The 14,802-nt window shown below is 39.6% G+C and carries 13 protein-coding genes; 9 read left to right on the plus strand and 4 right to left on the minus strand.

Annotated elements, in window-relative coordinates; genetic code table 11:
- Nucleotides 1–52: 52 nt before the first annotated feature.
- Both thiM and EXE30_RS12725 read right to left on the minus strand, forming a co-directional pair.
- Nucleotides 53–877 carry a hydroxyethylthiazole kinase gene (thiM, locus tag EXE30_RS12720; protein WP_130162714.1) on the minus strand — a complete coding sequence of 275 codons (825 nt, stop codon included), beginning with the start codon at nt 875–877 and terminating at the stop codon, nt 53–55.
- A 17-nt stretch (nt 878–894) separates the two neighbouring features.
- Nucleotides 895–2,055 carry a hypothetical protein gene (locus tag EXE30_RS12725; RefSeq protein WP_130162715.1) on the minus strand — a complete coding sequence of 387 codons (1,161 nt, stop codon included), beginning with the start codon at nt 2,053–2,055 and terminating at the stop codon, nt 895–897.
- Between the two features lie 273 nt (nt 2,056–2,328).
- On the opposite strand from EXE30_RS12725, the gene EXE30_RS12730 reads away from it, so the two are divergent.
- Complete coding sequence (locus EXE30_RS12730; protein WP_130162716.1) at nt 2,329–2,805, plus strand: DUF2147 domain-containing protein; 477 nt, start codon at nt 2,329–2,331, stop codon at nt 2,803–2,805.
- 154 nt (nt 2,806–2,959) lie between these two features.
- Entirely contained in the window at nt 2,960–3,421 is a 462-nt protein-coding gene (locus EXE30_RS12735) for a DUF2147 domain-containing protein (RefSeq protein WP_130162717.1), read from the plus strand.
- A gap of 70 nt (nt 3,422–3,491) precedes the next feature.
- On the opposite strand, the gene EXE30_RS12740 is transcribed toward EXE30_RS12735, so the two are convergent.
- A complete protein-coding gene (locus EXE30_RS12740; RefSeq protein ID WP_004671629.1) occupies nt 3,492–3,749 on the minus strand; it encodes a hypothetical protein in 258 nt (85 codons plus the stop codon).
- 430 nt (nt 3,750–4,179) lie between these two features.
- Here EXE30_RS12740 and pepN point away from each other — a divergent pair, with 430 nt between their 5' ends.
- The 7 genes from pepN (at nt 4,180) to EXE30_RS12775 (ending at nt 13,464) form a co-directional block, all read left to right on the plus strand.
- Nucleotides 4,180–6,786 carry an aminopeptidase N gene (gene pepN, locus EXE30_RS12745; RefSeq protein WP_130162718.1) on the plus strand — a complete coding sequence of 869 codons (2,607 nt, stop codon included), beginning with the start codon at nt 4,180–4,182 and terminating at the stop codon, nt 6,784–6,786.
- 133 nt (nt 6,787–6,919) lie between these two features.
- Entirely contained in the window at nt 6,920–8,299 is a 1,380-nt protein-coding gene (locus EXE30_RS12750) for an L-serine ammonia-lyase (protein WP_130162719.1), read from the plus strand.
- A 136-nt stretch (nt 8,300–8,435) separates the two neighbouring features.
- A complete protein-coding gene (locus EXE30_RS12755) occupies nt 8,436–9,125 on the plus strand; it encodes a dienelactone hydrolase family protein (RefSeq protein ID WP_130162720.1) in 690 nt (229 codons plus the stop codon).
- 75 nt (nt 9,126–9,200) lie between these two features.
- Nucleotides 9,201–9,638: an RDD family protein gene (locus EXE30_RS12760; protein WP_130162721.1), complete on the plus strand. Its 438-nt coding sequence runs from the start codon at nt 9,201–9,203 to the stop codon at nt 9,636–9,638.
- Between the two features lie 324 nt (nt 9,639–9,962).
- Entirely contained in the window at nt 9,963–10,670 is a 708-nt protein-coding gene (locus EXE30_RS12765) for a hypothetical protein (RefSeq protein ID WP_130162722.1), read from the plus strand.
- 131 nt (nt 10,671–10,801) lie between these two features.
- Nucleotides 10,802–11,521: an MgtC/SapB family protein gene (locus tag EXE30_RS12770; RefSeq protein ID WP_121929927.1), complete on the plus strand. Its 720-nt coding sequence runs from the start codon at nt 10,802–10,804 to the stop codon at nt 11,519–11,521.
- Nucleotides 11,522–11,634: 113 nt separating this feature from the next.
- Nucleotides 11,635–13,464, plus strand: coding sequence for a monovalent cation:proton antiporter-2 (CPA2) family protein (locus EXE30_RS12775; RefSeq protein WP_130162723.1), 1,830 nt, complete (start codon nt 11,635–11,637; stop codon nt 13,462–13,464).
- A gap of 46 nt (nt 13,465–13,510) precedes the next feature.
- Here the strand turns inward: EXE30_RS12775 and EXE30_RS12780 are convergent, their stop codons facing one another.
- Nucleotides 13,511–14,683, minus strand: a complete 1,173-nt coding sequence (locus EXE30_RS12780) for a benzoate/H(+) symporter BenE family transporter (protein ID WP_130162724.1) — start codon at nt 14,681–14,683, stop codon at nt 13,511–13,513.
- Nucleotides 14,684–14,802 lie beyond the last annotated feature (119 nt).

Here is a 14,802-nt window from a genome sequence, read left to right on the forward strand (position 1 = left end):
TATATAGAATTCCTCTATTCGAGTGAGATCAATCTGTAAATGTCTACGCGTATTAGACGGATTCAAGACATTGGATACTATGATATTGGCGTATTAAGTTTTCATCTAACATATGAACATAATCCAAAAACATCACATTAAAACTCCCCACATTTTGTGCTTGATCATAGGCCAGCCGACCAGCAATGGAGAAATGAATATGTGAGGCAAGAGCTGCAATGGTTGGTGAACTTACAGCACCGTAAGCCGCTGTTAAGGCACCTAAAGCACAGCCAGTTGCGGTAATCTTCGGCTGTAAATGGCAGCCACCATTCACCTGAATCACTATGCCGAGTTCCTTAGAAATAATATAGTCAGATTCACCTGAGATCGCGATACACTCAGTATGTTGGAGCAAACTTTGTGCTTGAGCATACACATCTTGACTATTGAGCGTGCTGTCTACACCTTTTGATTGGGTTAAATTACCTGCGAGTGCACTCATTTCTGAGGCATTACCGCGAATGATAGTCGGTTGAAACTGGAGAAGTTGATCCACGGTTTCGCTACGCCATTTTAAAATCTCACCATAACCGACAGGATCAAGCACCCATGGCACTTGATGTTGCTGGGCTGTTTTAGCTGAAATCAGCATTGCTTGGGTTTGTTCTGTGGTAGGTGTGCCGACATTAATATTTAACGCTGAACTGATTTGGGTAAAACTTTCAGCCTCAAAGGGATTGTCAATCATGGCTGGTGATGCGCCCGCAGCCAACAGCACATTTGCCACATAATTGTTGGCTACGCTATTGGTAATACATTGAACCAATGGTGATTGTTGTTGTAAGGCGTGCCAAGCTTGGATCACTTGATCAATCAGTTGTTGTTTTTGTGACATACTAAATCCTAGATTTTTTAACGTGTAAAATAATGATCTTGATGTTTACACTGACGACAGATGAGGGAAACATAATCTTCGGCATCATAGTCCACAATCAGATCATTTGAACCACAATACATGCAACGTTTTACTGAATAGAAATTTAAACGAGGTTCTATTTTTCGCCAAGACTTCCAAACAGGCTGAAAAAAGACACTTTCATCATAACCCAAGAATTTAAATAATAAAATTTCACTCATTTTACTCAATGGAATGTTATGAGGTCTTGGTAAGGTTGAGGTTTCCCAGCGTTCGGTTAAAGCACGTTCGCGATATTGCTCTAGGGTTTTTTTTAATAAATTGGTATTAATAAATTTATCATTACGAGCTTGTAACACTTTTTGTTTATGTAGGTATTCGAGCGCAGTTTGAATCAGATAATAAATCTGTCCTACAGCTAAACCTTCCATCAAACGAAAACAGAAGGTTTGGAAAGGACGGTTGCCTGCAATCTGAATTCCCCAAGTTCTGCAGTAGAACTGCGTGAACTGAATGATCTCCTGATATAGCACCATATAGAGTGTATCTTTCACCTCTTCCGTGCTTTTAAAAGGGATACCAGAACTCAGGTTTTCATAAAACCAATAGCGTAATTGTTGAGCTACGCTAAACAGGCTAGGATCTGAATAACCATCTAAACGAAGATTTAAATAAAAGTGCTCTGTCTCTATATCTGAATCTTGTGGTCTTAACACACCCAGCTTAAGTAATTCCTGAACAATCTGATGCTGAAATAAGTAGTTAGGCGTAAAGTGATGATATTTAATCTGCTTCCAGTGAATCAGTTCGTCATGTTGAACGTCTTCACGGGCATAATTATCCAATAGGCTCAATAAGAATAACTTATGTAAAAAACTAAGCTGATTGAGACCATAAACAACGTCATCTTTTATTTTGTATTTACGCTGTTCTTGTAGCAGGGTTTGTTGCGTTTGTTTTTTACGTTGGGTGGTGCACTGAGCACAGTGACAATTTAATTTACTATCACTGCTAAATACCCGATGTTGGCAATGACTACACTCATGAAATTGAAAGTCTTGGGTATATTGTTCTGCCTCTATCCAAAACATAGATGCTTGGCACAAAGGGCAATGGCTACTTTCATCTAACTGTTTTTGTAGAATCTGTAACTCCATTGATACTCAACTTGCAATTTGTAAAAAACAGATTATACATTGCTGACAGCAGAAGTGATGCAAAGATTATATCGCTGTGTAAGTGCGGATTGATGATGGTTCGGATCAAAAAGTTTAATGTAAACTCATGATGCTTTGATTATAAATATGTGAATAGGTTGGTGTTTTTATTGAATTTAATCAGTTAAATATCCTTATATTCGGTTGACTGCTGCTGAGCATTGGCATGAAAATATAGAACAGATGGATCTGTGTCGCATAATGGAGCAATGTATGCAAAAAAAATTACTCATGAATGGAATCATGGGAATCTCTTTGGCCGTCTTGACTACAATGGGTCATGCTGCAACGCCAGAAGGTTTTTGGAAAAGTATTGATGATCGTAGTGGTGAGCTACTTTCGATCATTGAAGTCAAAAAGAAAACGGATGGAACTTACACGGGCACAATTGCCTATCGCTATCCAGTCCCTGGTGGTGGCACCGTTCTAACGAACTGTGTTAAATGTCCTGAGCCTTTTAAAAACAAACCCATATTGGGGTTACAAATCGCTTGGGGCTTGAAACAAGACCCACAAAATCCAGATCAATATATTGATGGCCGAATACTTGAACCTAAAACAGGTAATATTTACAAGGGCAAAGCGCAATTGAGCGCGGATGGCAAGCGTATGCGTATGCGTGGATATATGGGGATTTCAGCACTTGGGCGCACACAGGTTTGGATTCGCACTGACAGTGCTAACCCTTAAATTATAATTTTAAAATTACACTGTACGTATTTGATTGTTAGAAAATTTATATAGTCAAGTACTGGGGCGTACAGTGTAAGCTCTCTTTAAATATGCTATTTTTTTAATCATTAAATCTATAAATATAAATAGGTTACTTTTTAATGGGGTTAATATGTATAAGCATGTCTTCATGGGGCTTTGTATTGCGTTCGCAAGTACAACGACTTTCGCTGCCGCTATCGAGGGTTATTGGAAAAGCATCGAAGAGAGAACGGGTCAACAGCTTTCAATTATCGAAATTCGAAAAGGTGATAATGGGCAATTTAATGGCAAGATTGTGTATCGTTATCCAAATGCGCATGGGATCTCGTTGAGTAATTGTACCAAATGTCCAGCGCCTCACACGAATAAGCCCCTTGTTGGTTTAGAAATTTTGTCAGGATTTAGACAAGATCCAAATGATCCAAATGCATATGTTGATGGTCTTGTATTGGAAGCAACCAGTGGCCGTGTATACAAAGGCAAAGGCGTGGTTTCAGGTGAAGGTAAGCGTCTCCGTATGCGTGGTTACATGGGCGTGTCCGCTTTAGGACGCACTGTGGTTTGGATTCGGACCAACAGCGCAAATCCATAAGTTATTCTTGAAAAAAAACCTCAAATCAGACGTTGATTTGAGGTTTTTTTATTGAGTGAGAACGGAAATGTTAAACAGGGCATGGTAAGTTTTCATCCTCCTGACTGATTTTCTTGGCAGCGATGAGTGCTTGTACTTTTTTACTCGGCACTTTTTCTTTCCCAAGAGCGTCATAGGTATTTACAATATTGGTTACTTCTAAGGTGGTGAGTTCAATTCCTTCTGCGGACAAAAAAACAGAGATCACATGATGATCAACACCTGCGGTTGCAAGATCATGGATTGCTTTAATGTTTTCTAGACGATACAAATGTGCTTTTAATTCCATCGTTATAGCCCTCGCTTGTTATTTTATTTACCTAGATTGGCATAAATACATAAGCAATAACCGTGCACAAAATGTATAACTTAAGCAAAGAATGTAAGCTGAGCAGGCAAAGATCATGGATTTTGTCATTTTTATTTAATAATAGAAAATGATGTTGTAATTTTGTCTAAACGATAGGCTGATGCTTCAAATTCTATTTGAAAATGCTTGGTCTCAACCCAATAAAAATTTTAAACGCATGTCAGGTCTTACAGACAGCTTTTATTTGTTGGCGTATGATTTGTGCAGATATCTGAGATAATCGCAACCACAATTGTTTTGAATGCGATATTTTTAGACCAAACGGCATAATTTATGCTAGTAAAAGACGCTTCAAGAAGTCTTGTCAACAAGACCATGTACATGAAATTATGAAAGATAAGGAATACTGATGAATATCGCGGCTCAACCTCCTGTTCAAACGGATCAAACCATTTATTTAAAAGACTATCAAAAGCCATCATTCTTGGTTGAATCAATTCATTTAGATATTCAAGTTTATAGTGATCAGACCATTGTCGATTCAACACTAGTGATGAAGCGTCAAGCAGCAGGTGCAATGGTACTATTGGGTCGAGATTTAGAGCTAAAGTCGATTCAACTAAATGGACAATTACTCAGTGCTGATCAATATCATTTAGATGATGAACAATTAGTGATCGCTGATGCACCAGATGAGGTCATTCTTCAAACGCAAGTGATCATTCATCCTGAGTCGAATACCCAGCTTGAAGGGCTTTATAAAGCGGGTGATTTATTCGTTACGCAGAATGAACCTGAAGGATTCCGTAAAATCACCTTTTATCCAGATCGTCCAGACATTTTGGCTGAATTTACCACTCGTGTGGAAGCCGATAAAAAATATCCTGTACTACTTGCCAATGGTAACTTGCTTGAAACAGGTGAGGCGGGAGAAGGTCGGCACTATGCGATTTGGCAAGATCCAACCAAGAAACCAAGTTACTTATTTGCATGTGTGATTGGTGATTTAGCGGTCTTAAAAGATCGTTACACCACTTCAGAAGGTCGTGATGTTGCTTTAGAAATTTACGCGATCGAAAAAGATATCCCTAAATGTCACATTGCGATGGAAGCATTAAAGCATTCGATGCGTTGGGATGAAGAACATTACGGTCGTCCTTATGATCTCGACAATTATATGATTGTGGCGGTGAGTCAGTTCAACATGGGTGCCATGGAGAATAAAGGTTTAAATATCTTTAATACTTCATGCGTACTTGCTGACGAAGAATTCACCACGGATGCCGCGATCATGCGCGTACAATCTGTGATTGCGCATGAATATTTCCATAACTGGACAGGCAACCGTATTACCTGTCGTGACTGGTTCCAGTTGTGCCTAAAAGAAGGCTTAACGGTGTTCCGTGACCAATCCTTCTCTGAAGATTTACAATCAGCAGCGGTACAAAGGATTGATGATGTAGCGGTATTAAAATCTCACCAATTCCCCGAAGATGCAGGACCATTGTCACATCCGCCACGTCCAGATCATTTTGTAGAAATTAATAATTTCTATACCGCTACGGTCTATGAAAAAGGTGCGGAAATCAACCGCATGATGGCGACCTTATTAGGTAAAGAAAAATACCGTCAAGGTACAGACGAATACTTCCGCCGTCATGATGGTCAAGCCGTCACGGTTGAGGATTGGGTTGCTGCATTAAGTGCGGGCTCTGGTGTTGATTTATTTAACTTTCTTACTTGGTATAATCAACCGGGGACACCAAAGTTAGATGCCAAAGGTGAATATGATGCTGCGACACAGACCTATCGTTTGAGCTTAAAACAAAGCCTTAAAGCACATCCTAAATATCCGAACTTAAAAGCAGTGCCAATTCCTGTGGCTTTGGCTTTGTTCAATGCCCATACAGGCGAACAATACACTCTGCATAGTGCTGATCTGTTTGTAAATGATGTCAAAGATGGTGTGTATTTGTTTGATCAAGATGAAGCAACGATCGAATTTACTGGGGTGACTGAACAACCTGTTGCATCGTTGTTGCGTAATTTCTCTGCGCCAGTCAATTTGGTGTTTGATTATTCAAATGATGATCTTGCATTTTTGATTCAACACGAAACCAATGGTTTTAACCAATGGCAAGCGACTCAAACCTTGTTAGAGCGTATTCTGTTAGAAGATCATCAGGTGGATACTTATATTCAGGCGATTAAAAACACCTTGCCTGAATTGGTAAACAAAGATCCATTGCTCGCATCACGTTTGTTTGATGTGCCAAGTGAAAACTATTTAGGTAGTCGTATTGATCAAGATTACGAACCTGAACTCGTCCGTGAGAAACGTGAAGCGGTATTGAATCGTTTAGCACGAGAACTGGGTTCTTTCTGGAAAGATACTTATTTAGCTTTAGACCCAGATATGCAAAAAGAATTTTCTTTGGCAATGGGGGTTCGCGCATTGAAAAATATCATGTTAAGTATGTTGGCACGTCAGGGTGATGCTTCGGTATTTGAGTTGGCGGACGCACAATATAAAAACACGCGGAATATGTCAGAACGTTTAGGTGCTTTACGCGTACTGGTATGGAATGATGCGCCACAAGCACAAGCAGCATTGGACGATTTCTATAATCGATTTAAAGATGAAGCCTTATCTTTAGATCAATGGTTCACGATTCAAGCATCCAATCCTTGTGCGACAGCGAAAACGATTGAATATCTCACTCAACATGCAGATTATGATTTAATGACTCCAAATCGTATTCGTTCAGTCAGCGGTGGTTTGGCCAATAATCCAGTTAATACATGGAGTTTTGGTGTTGCTCATTTTGTACAGTTGGCAGCTTATTTAGATGAGAAAAATCCAATTTTGGGTTCTCGTTTATTACAAGTACTTTCCCGTTGGTATACCTTGATTGAACCACAGCGCAGTCAGGTACAACAGGCGTTAATCGCTTTGCAACCAAAGGTAAAATCGAAGAATGTTTCAGAAACTTTAAATAGCTTGTTAAGTATTTAAGCGCAGGAAAGTTTTATAACCACAATCGTGATGACGGTTGTGGTTATGTTTTTTTTATTTAAATTTTAATATGGACGTTCCCATTCTTAAAAAAATTAAAAAAGTAAAACGGGATAACATAGGACAATAATATATGGCATTAAGCGTGTTTGATCTTTTTAAAATCGGTGTCGGGCCTTCAAGTTCACATACTGTTGCGCCTATGCGTGCGGCGTATCGCTTTACTCAAATATTGAAAGTTCAAGATATTTTAAACAAGGTCGCGAAAGTTCAGATTTTTTTATACGGTTCATTGTCTTCAACAGGCGTAGGGCATGGTACTGACAAAGCTACCCTTTTAGGTTTGATGGGAAATGATCCTGAAACTATTGATATTCCGCTTAGCCAAGTTCTTTTAGAGGATGTGTTTGAATCCAAAATACTCAAAATAGATGCGATTCATGCGATCGACTTTGATCCACGCCAAGATATTATTTTTATTGATGAAGCTTTGCCTTATCACCCGAATGCAATGATGATAAAGACCGAAGATGCTGAGGGAAATGAGCTTTATTCAAACATATATTATTCAATTGGTGGTGGATTCATCATCGATGAGAGTCAAATAGATCAAGGAAGTTTTATTGATGATCATACGGTCGTTCCTTATCCATTTCAGAGTGCTAAAGAATTATTGGCGTTGTGCAAAACCCATCAATGTAGCATCAGTCATTTGATGTTGGAAAATGAAAAGAGTTGGCGCAGTGAAGCTGAAATACGTGCCAAAATTATGCAGATTTGGCAAGTCATGCAAGTTTGCATCCAAAATGGATTGCAGCATGAGGGGATTTTAGCTGGTGGATTAAATGTGAAACGCCGAGCTAAAAACATTCATCAACGCTTACTCAAAAAAGAAAATGAAAATTTGATTGCAACCACATTTAATGCGATGGAATGGGTGAATCTATACGCACTTGCAGTCAATGAGGAAAATGCCGCGGGTGGGCGTGTCGTCACTGCACCCACCAATGGTGCAGCAGGAATTATTCCCGCAGTTTTATCATATTACGTGAATTTTTCTCACGATGAGTCTGAAGACACCATCGTTCGATTTTTCTTGAGTGCAGCAGCTGTCGGTATTTTATGTAAATTGAATGCCTCAATTTCTGGGGCTGAAGTAGGTTGTCAAGGAGAGGTGGGGTCAGCTTGCGCGATGGCTTCGGCTGGATTGGCTGAAATTTTAGACGGTACGCCTGAACAGGTTGAACATGCTGCTGAAATTGGGCTGGAACATAATTTAGGACTGACCTGTGACCCTGTTGGTGGTTTGGTACAAGTGCCTTGTATTGAACGGAATGCAATTGCAGCAGTGAAAGCGATTAATGCTGCTCAGATGGCATTACATGGTGATGGTGAGCATTATATTTCGCTGGATAAAGTGATTCAAACTATGAAAGAAACAGGCAAAGACATGTCTGATAAATATAAAGAAACCTCAAAAGGTGGTTTGGCGGTCAATTCGATCGAGTGCTAAATTTTTTAATTACCCTTGGTATTTAGTTATTCATTTTTAATCATAAAAAAGGAGGTCGTCAGACATCCTTTTTTATTTGACAATTAATATTGTCACAAATAGTATGGATGTAATTTATATAACATAGATCACTAAAATGGAAATAAAAACAATCACTTTACCCACTCGTCAAATCGAAGTTGAGGTGTATACACCGACTCAATCCACTGAGAAACTCCCCGCGATTCTATTACTGCATGAATTATATGGCGTCATTGATGCTTATCGTGAAGATGCGCAAGATTTAGCAGATCGAGGCTATTTGGTTTATGTGCCGAACTTATATAGTGGCGGAGTAGTCAAATATTGCATTCGAGCAATGGTGGCTAAAGCAGGTCGTAGCAATGCAGCAGACAGTGATGTCAATAAAGAAATTCATGTATTGTTAGATGCATTAAAAGTTGATCCAAGATCAAATGGTCGTTTAGGCATGTTAGGGCAGTGTTTAACAGGTGGATATGTGATCCAAATGGCGAAGCGAGAAGATATGTTGGCGCCAGTTGTCTATCACCATTCTTTGGGGATTGAAGGAGCGGGAGTACCGAAAACAGAATCATTAGACGAAATTCGCTTACTACAAGGTCATTGGTCTGATCAATTTGATCCATTTTGCCCAGCTAAAAAGCGTAATAAGTTGATTGAGCAATTGGGTGATCGTGTAGAAGCTTATACTTATCCGATGCCACATGGTTTTCGTACAGTTAGTCGAGATCGTCCTGAGTCAGCATTGGTTTGGCAGCGTACAGTCGAGTTTTTTGACCGTGAATTAAAACAAAAGGTAATATGATTTATTGCATCAACAGTTTATTATTTATCAGTATTTGTCTTTAATTTTAATATAGAAATAAAAAGTGAGGGGAAAATGTCTCATAAATATGAGTATGCAGGTTTTTGGATACGCTTTGGTGCAGCGATTATTGATAATATTATTATTGTTGTTGCTTTGATTCCTCTTACTATGCTTTTTGGTGGCGGTGACACTACGGCTTCGACAAATGGCTATTCTTCATTTCAGTTCATGTCGACATGGGATTGGTTTTGGCAAATTTTTATCGCAGTTTATTGTATATTTTGCTGGGTCATATTCGCAGGAACACCAGGCAAACGTTTATTACGTTTAAAAGTGTTGGACGAGAAAACTGGTGAACAGGTGTCTGTTGGTCAAGGTATCATTCGCTATATTGGTTATTTCCCTGCAATGATCGTATTGTTTATTGGTTTAATCTGGGTGGCGTTCGATCCGAAAAAGCAAGGCTGGCATGACAAAATGGCTAAAACAGTTGTGGTGAAAGAGCTTTAATATCGAGCGTTTTTTCGGCACAAGTTTGCCTTGTTATAAAAAATTCACATTATAGGGCTTGTTTATGCGTTAACGCGCCCTATAATGCCGATGAGTTTATTCAACGGAGATCCTAAATGGGAAGTTGTTCGAGGTTCGGGTTTAGTTATCAATCAAACCAAAGCGAATACTGAGCAATATAGCCTTTTAGGTCGGCTATCTTGCAATGGGATAGCTTTGATTAAAATTGTATTAACCCTTCTATAAAATTTTTATCTATCTGCAAAAATTTATTGTATTTGAATACGACCTGTTTAGTTTCTCACCTAAAATGGGGAGAAGCCTATGTTTTTTCATGCTTCCATTCAATATTACGGTGTTATCAGTATATTGGCGCTGTGTGGATTATTGCTGCCTACTCAACAGAGCAAAGCAGATCCATTATTAAATACCGACGACGCTTCAATTACAGACGCTTATCGCTGTCAATTAGAAACATCTTATTTATATTTAAAAGACGGTGCGTGGTCATATCAAGCCACACCTGCCTGTAATCTAAATCAGAATTTAGAAGTTTCAATTGGCTATCATGCGACTAAAGAGCTTGATCAGATACGCGGTTTTTCAGCACAAGTAAAAACTGTCGTAAAACCGATGGAAAATGACTGGGGTATTGCAACCAGTTTGACGCTGTCCAGAGACAATCAGGCAGAACAGCGTACTGATTTGGATTGGTTTTTAAATGTACCTGTAAGTTTTAATTTTCTAGATCAACGTTTAGCGCTGCATAGTAACTTAGGGTATCAATATGCTCAAGATCATGCACGGTTATTACGTTGGAGTATTGCCACAAATTATGCGCTAACGGATCGTCTAGCTTTAAGTGTTGAAACTTATAATCAAGATCGTCAAGCGCCACTCTTTCAAACGGCTGTGCATTACAGTCTTATTCCCAATGTCTTAACTTTAGAAGCTTCTTTGGGTGATCGTCTCCATGATTTAAGACAACGATGGTTTGGATTCGGGCTAAGTTTTACCCCTGCATCACCATAAAGATTCATTTCTTTATCATCTAAATTTTCTATATTTACCCATTATTTGGATTGCCTAAATGGGTCTAACACAATAGGCAAAAAATATGTATACCCGTCGTTATGGCTGGCAATAATGATTAGAGGCATCTAATGCAATTAAAATTTCTACAAAATATTGATTTAATCAATACCGTTGATACGCTAATTAGTCTTAGCGTCGCCTTCATTTTAGGCGCACTCATTGGTTTTGAAAGACAATATCGCCAACGAACCGCAGGATTAAGAACCAATGTGCTGGTCGCTGTGGGTGCTGCGATCTTTGTCGATATCGCAATCAATTTAACCGGTGCAGATGGGGCAGTCCGAGTAATTGCTTACGTGGTATCAGGTATCGGCTTTTTGGGCGCAGGTGTGATTATGCGTCAAGAAGGAAACATCCATGGATTAAACACAGCCGCAACTTTATGGTGTTCGGCAGCAGTGGGAGCATCTGCGGGCTCAGATCTGATCATAGAAGCAATCTTGGCGACATTATTTATTTTGGCAGCAAATACGTTATTGAGACCCATCGTGCATGCAATTGATCGTCGCCCATTAGATGATGAAACGGAAGTGCTGCATGTGATCTATATTGTTTGCGACCGCAGTCATAGTAAGGTGGTGATGGATGAACTAAATTCGACGCTTAAACATCATAATTACCCAGCTAAAGACATTGATGTTACGCCCTTTGGTGAAAAAGAAGTGGAGATAGAGGTGACTTTGATTGCTACCTCAATCGAGGCTGATGAGGCACAACACATCATTAATCATTTGAATGCAATGCCACAAATACGCCAAGCTTTTTGGGATAAGAATGCAACCGACTAAGAACGTTGGTGGCTGTCTATGCAAATAAATGGGATGCATTATCCCATAAATGCGCTATCCGTCTTTTATTCTTTCAAATAGAATAAAATCAAATTGATAACAATGAGAACAGTATGAGTTCAGAGGCTGATTCAATAAGTTTAATTGCTCCCGTCGTTTTATTGGCTGCGGCGGTGATTGCTGTACCCATTTTTAAGCGAATTGGACTGGGTTCGGTATTAGGTTATCTAATTGCTGGTTTGATTATTGGGCCATTTGGTTTGGCCTTTTTCCATGAATCCACATCCATCCTGCATATTGCTGAATTGGGCATTGTGATGTACTTATTCGTGATTGGTTTGGAAATGCAGCCCTCACATTTATGGAGTCTTAGGCGGGAAATCTTTGGTTTAGGTACTTTGCAAATCATAGTGAGTGCTTTGGCTTTAACGGGCGTGGGCATTTTATTTGGATTTACATGGCAAATTGCTTTTATTGCAGCAGCAGGTTTTGTACTAACCTCAACCGCCATAGTGATGCAGTTACTGGGTGATCGGGGAGATATTGCTCAACCTCGGGGGCAAAAGGTGGTTTCAATACTATTATTTGAAGACCTTCTCATTGTTCCGTTATTGGCTTTAATTGCATTTATGGCACCTAATCATGTGGTAGAAACAACTTCAGCACGATTAGAAACCATTGGTATCGGTTTGATTGCGATAGCTGGTCTTATTGCAGCAGGTTACTGGTTACTCAATCCGCTATTTAGGCTCTTGGCGGCAGCAAAAGCCAGAGAAGTTATGACAGCCGCAGCGCTTTTGGTGGTATTGGGTGCGGCATTGTTGATGCAAGTCAGCGGTTTATCTATGGCCATGGGTGCATTTCTAGCGGGTGTATTGTTATCAGAGTCAACTTTTCGACATCAAATTGAGGCAGATATTGAGCCGTTTCGAGGGTTGTTACTGGGGCTCTTTTTCCTCGGTGTCGGGATGTCACTTGATTTATCCGTAGTTGCACAAAATTGGCAGCTCATCATTAGTGGCGTTTTAGCCATGATGTTTGTAAAAGCACTGATGATTTATATCGTTGCGCGTGTCACGAAAAGTTCTCATATCGATGCTTTGGATCGTGCTTTACTCATGGCTCAAGGTGGTGAATTTGCGTTTGTACTATTTGCTGCGGCCGTCAGTGCACAAGTCATTGATAATACAATTAGGTCAAACCTTACCGCGATTGTGGTACTTTCAATGGTACTCACGCCTATTTTTGGTATTATTTTCAAACGATTTACAGAGAAAAAAGATACGATTTCTCTGGAAAACGTCAATATAGCAGAAGGTCTAAGTGGCAGTGTTCTGATGATTGGATTTGGTCGTTTTGGTCAGGTCGCCAGTCAGTTATTGTTGGCTAGAGGCGTTGATGTCACTATTATTGATAACGATATTGATATGATTCAAAACGCAGAGAAATTTGGTTTTAAAATCTATTATGGCGATGGTGCACGTTTAGATATTTTACATGCCTCGGGTGCTAAAAATGCACAAGCCATTGTAGTTTGTGTGGATAGTAAGGCAACAACCAATAAAATCGTCGAATTGGTGGGGCATGAATTTCCACTTGCAAAACTACTTGTGAGATCTTATGACCGTGAACATTCGTTGTATTTGGTCAAACAGAAAGTCGATTATATGGTCCGTGAAACCTTTGAATCAGCCATTAAGTTTGGTGGGGTGATTTTAAAAGAGTTAGGTGTTGATCAGGATGAAGTGAAACGTATTAGCAATGAAATTCGTGACCGTGATGATGAGCGTTTTGAAACTGAAATTGCAGCAGATGATGTTTATGCTGGCGTCGGTTTACAATACTCGCATACACATCCACGGCCTACAGAACCACTGATTCGACCAAAACAGGCTGGACGAATCTTAAATGATGAAGCATTAAAGGATCTAGACGATAAATAGATTTAAGTGCTTTTTTGCAATGTAAGTAAATAAGCCTTAGTCGAAACTAAGGCTTATTTTTAAATCTAAATAATATTAAGACAAAAATACCCAGAATTAGCCCCCAAAATGCTGAACCTATTCCCCAAAACTGGACACCAGATGCACTACATAAAAAGGTCAGTAGGGCAGCTTCGCGTTCTTCAACGTTGGAAAAAGCAACTGCAATGTTATGGCTGATGGTGGCAAATAATGCAATGCCTGCAAGTGCCACAATAAAAATTTGTGGAAATGACATGAGCAGGCTAACTAAAGTTGCTGCGAAAAGCCCCATTAAAATATAAAACAGCCCACAACTAATCCCCGCGATGTAGCGTTTGCTTGGATCGGGATGAACTTGATCATCTAAACTCACTGCGGCACTAATTGCTGCTAAATTGACCGAAAAACAGCCAAAAGGTGCAAAAAGGGTATGCGCAACACCTGTCCAACCCACGAGTTGATTGACGTGAGGGTGATAGCCATAACTTTTAATCATCGCTATACCGGGTAAATTTTGTGAAGTCATATTGATCACAAATAACGGAAGCGCTAAACCAAGAACGGCAGACCATGAAAATGCGGGTTGCATCCATACAGGTTGAGTCAAAGACCATGTAATTGGTTGCAGCTGAAAATCAATAAACAGGGGGCAAATTGCTGCACCTAAAAGCACAGTCAAAACGATGCTATAGCGTTGAAATAAGCGCTTAGAGACAAGATATATCACTAACATGCTTAAGATGAAACCAAGGTGGCTTTGTAGACCGCTAAAGATCTGAATTCCAAATTTGAGTAAAATTCCAGCCAGCATGGCGCAAGTTAAACTGGTTGGGATATGTGCCAATAGTCTTTGAAAAACGCCAGAAAATCCAACAATCGCAATGGCAATACCACAGATGACAAACGCACCGATGGCTTCATAAAGATCATAATGTCCAGTAGAGGCAATGATGAGTGCGATACCGGGGGTCGACCATGCAGTAGCAACAGGATATTTATATTTCCAAGAGAGGATTAAACCAGAAAGTCCAATCGCTAAACCGAGTGCCCAGAACCATGAACTGATTTGTGACGTGTTCGCACCTAAAGATTGGGCACCTTGAATGACGAGAACAGCCGAAACACTAATGCCAATCAAAAAGGTGATAAAGCCAGCAAATACCGCAGGGATCGAAAAATCTTGAATTAGGCGTTGCATTATATGCATCTATACTTGATTAAAATTTGTTGAAAAGTATATCGTTAATATGGCTTAAATCGTAGTTCAAAGATGATTGAATAAATTGATGACTCGATTAAAACAGATGGGGATGAAAC

The sequence above is a fragment of the Acinetobacter halotolerans genome (assembly GCF_004208515.1).
Lineage (GTDB): Bacteria > Pseudomonadota > Gammaproteobacteria > Pseudomonadales > Moraxellaceae > Acinetobacter > Acinetobacter halotolerans.

What these genes read in the sequence shown, in the direction of transcription:
- thiM (WP_130162714.1), bottom strand. Translation starts at nt 877, where the DNA reads ATGTCACAAAAACAACAACTGATTGATCAAGTGATCCAAGCTTGGCAC.
- EXE30_RS12725 (WP_130162715.1), bottom strand. Translation starts at nt 2,055, where the DNA reads ATGGAGTTACAGATTCTACAAAAACAGTTAGATGAAAGTAGCCATTGC.
- EXE30_RS12730 (WP_130162716.1), top strand. Translation starts at nt 2,329, where the DNA reads ATGCAAAAAAAATTACTCATGAATGGAATCATGGGAATCTCTTTGGCC.
- EXE30_RS12735 (WP_130162717.1), top strand. Translation starts at nt 2,960, where the DNA reads ATGTATAAGCATGTCTTCATGGGGCTTTGTATTGCGTTCGCAAGTACA.
- EXE30_RS12740 (WP_004671629.1), bottom strand. Translation starts at nt 3,749, where the DNA reads ATGGAATTAAAAGCACATTTGTATCGTCTAGAAAACATTAAAGCAATC.
- pepN (WP_130162718.1), top strand. Translation starts at nt 4,180, where the DNA reads ATGAATATCGCGGCTCAACCTCCTGTTCAAACGGATCAAACCATTTAT.
- EXE30_RS12750 (WP_130162719.1), top strand. Translation starts at nt 6,920, where the DNA reads ATGGCATTAAGCGTGTTTGATCTTTTTAAAATCGGTGTCGGGCCTTCA.
- EXE30_RS12755 (WP_130162720.1), top strand. Translation starts at nt 8,436, where the DNA reads ATGGAAATAAAAACAATCACTTTACCCACTCGTCAAATCGAAGTTGAG.
- EXE30_RS12760 (WP_130162721.1), top strand. Translation starts at nt 9,201, where the DNA reads ATGTCTCATAAATATGAGTATGCAGGTTTTTGGATACGCTTTGGTGCA.
- EXE30_RS12765 (WP_130162722.1), top strand. Translation starts at nt 9,963, where the DNA reads ATGTTTTTTCATGCTTCCATTCAATATTACGGTGTTATCAGTATATTG.
- EXE30_RS12770 (WP_121929927.1), top strand. Translation starts at nt 10,802, where the DNA reads ATGCAATTAAAATTTCTACAAAATATTGATTTAATCAATACCGTTGAT.
- EXE30_RS12775 (WP_130162723.1), top strand. Translation starts at nt 11,635, where the DNA reads ATGAGTTCAGAGGCTGATTCAATAAGTTTAATTGCTCCCGTCGTTTTA.
- EXE30_RS12780 (WP_130162724.1), bottom strand. Translation starts at nt 14,683, where the DNA reads ATGCAACGCCTAATTCAAGATTTTTCGATCCCTGCGGTATTTGCTGGC.